Below are 2,307 nucleotides of genomic sequence, written 5' to 3' on the forward strand. Positions count from 1 at the left end.
CATCCGCCACTATGGGCTGATCGCCAATGGCGGGCGGCTCGAGAACCTGGCGCGGGCACGCGAACTGCTGCACGTCGTGCCAGTGGAGTCCGAAGTGATCGATACGCCGAACGAAGCGGCACAACCGACCTTCGCCTGTCCGCACTGCGGTGCGCCGATGCACATCATCGAGACGCTGCCGCGCATCCTGCCGATACGGGCACCCCCTCGTCTGCGGGGGCCGCCATGAACATAATGGCGTTTTACGACCCTGCAACGTGTTGCCGGTCTGGGCCGGCAAGCTGCGGCTTTGCTTGGCGGGCCGATATTGCTGCATTGATGGCCGAACACGACGCAGACGTTCGTCCAAACGATGCCGGAATCGATGACTTGATTGAAATCTTGCGTTCGCCGATAAGCCCTATCGACCCGGCAGGTCGAAAGATACCCCATCAAATCCCCATAGCCTGCGCGCTGATCTGAGTGCGGCGGCACCCCACGCGGTTTCCTCCTTGGAGCGGTTGTCCGACGTCAGCCCGGAACGGGCTGCTGCACTCACTCGTGCGGCGCGTAGGGGCTGACATCCGACAACCCTTAACCTGAGCTGCCGCTCAATAATTCAAGGGGTATGTCTACTTCGCAGCGTATTGCTGACGTAAGCATCTAGTTAGTCGAGGGTGTTTTACCTATTCGAACAATTCAGACTGTTAAGATATGCTTGAATCAACCGAACAGGCTTATCCCTTTGGCACTTGACATCAAATCACTTCAAGACGAAGTCCTCCGGCGTGTGGGGAGGAACCTACTTCTATTTCAGCAAATTGAGGGATTATTAAAATTCCTGCTATCCAACCATAAAGCCAGCGGTTTTCCAGACGACTTCAAGGAGCGACAACAGAAGAAAGCCGCCACTATCAACAGAAATATGTTCGGACTCCTGGTTGATAAATATTGCACCGAGGTACTAAACGACGCGGGAGTAGAAGTGCCTGAAGATGAAGGCACTCCGGGCTGGCTCTCAATTTCTTTCCGAATCCATAGTGACGCCGATTTCGTAGTAGCCATGCGCAGAGACATGAAGCTGATGATAGAACAGCGCAACGAGTTGGTTCATGGATTCCTACCAAGATGGTTGCCTGATACACCAGAGAAACTTGAAGAGACTCTGGCCTATCTTGAACTACAGCGTGAAAAAGTATTGCCGATGCATGAGCACCTCCGATCTACAGCCAGTCACATGCAGGAAGGTCGAAGGGTGCAGGCCGAACTAATGGCCAGTACGGATTTTCAGGATCAAATGGAATTGTTGTGGCTTCAAGCCAGCCCACTTGTGTCCTTCCTACGGGAGGTGGCTACCCAGATTCAACGGAAGGATGGCTGGTGCTATTTAGCTCATGCTGGAAGGCTGGCAAATATAGAATTGCCTGAGGATGTGAGCTGTCTCAATGAAAGATACGGTTTCAAGACCCTCAAGAAATTGCTTATCGGAAGCGAAACGTTTGAAGTTTTCGATGAGCCGCTATCTGAAGGGAAGTTTAGGACGCTCTACAAAAACAAGGAAGGAAGCTGAGATACGTCCGGTAACAAGCGATGTTGTCCAGCCTTCTTTTATTCGTGCCATTAGTGATTTATACAAAAATAAGACTTGAATCGCGCCCCCCCAGTTGCTAGCCACTTTTAATTCAAGAACCTTGACTGCTTTGCATCACATGCCAGTAATAGAATTCACAAGCTATTAATGACTGCCATGGTTAAGGGTTGTCGGATGTCAGCCCCTACGCGCCGCACGAACGAGTGCAGCCGCCCGTTCCGGGCTGACGTCGGACAACCGCTCCAAGGAGGAAACCGCGTGGGGTGCCGCTGCACTCAGATCAGCGTGCAGGCTATGGGGATTTGATGGGGTATCTTTCGACCTGCCGGGTCGATAGGGCTTGTCAGCGAGCGTAATATTTCATTCAAGTCGTCAATTCCGGAATCATTTTGACAAGCGCTTGCGTCGTGTACGGACGTCAAAGCAGCAATATTGGCTCGCAAGGCAAAGCAGCGTCTTGCCGGCACGCGCCAGCAACACTTGGACGGACGGTAAAACGAAACGATGTTCATGGCGGCCCCCGCAGACGAGGGGGCGCCCGTATCGGCAGGATGCGCGGCAGCGTCTCGATGATGTGCATCGGCGCACCGCAGTGCGGACAGACGAAGGTCGGTTGTGCCGCTTCGTTCGGTGTATCGCTCTCTTGAGGTTCCACCGGCACGACCTGCAGCAGTTCGCGTGCCCGCGCCAGGTTCTCGCGCCGCCCGCCATTGGCGATCAGCCCGTAGTGGCGGATA

At 54.1% G+C, this 2,307-nt stretch carries 1 protein-coding gene and 2 pseudogenes; 2 read left to right on the plus strand and 1 reads right to left on the minus strand.

Annotated features, from left to right (window positions below; genetic code table 11):
* Positions 1-229 (plus strand): annotated as a pseudogene (locus tag ACKTSJ_RS11010) (IS91 family transposase); the annotation flags it as partial.
* A gap of 495 nt (positions 230-724) precedes the next feature.
* Positions 725-1,549: a hypothetical protein gene (locus tag ACKTSJ_RS11015; RefSeq protein ID WP_407900198.1), complete on the plus strand. Its 825-nt coding sequence runs from the start codon at positions 725-727 to the stop codon at positions 1,547-1,549.
* 529 nt (positions 1,550-2,078) lie between these two features.
* On the opposite strand, the pseudogene ACKTSJ_RS11020 reads toward ACKTSJ_RS11015, so the two are convergent.
* Positions 2,079-2,307: pseudogene (locus ACKTSJ_RS11020) on the minus strand (IS91 family transposase); the annotation flags it as partial.

It is taken from the genome of Ferrigenium sp. UT5 (assembly GCF_045866295.1).
Taxonomy (GTDB): domain Bacteria; phylum Pseudomonadota; class Gammaproteobacteria; order Burkholderiales; family Gallionellaceae; genus Sideroxyarcus.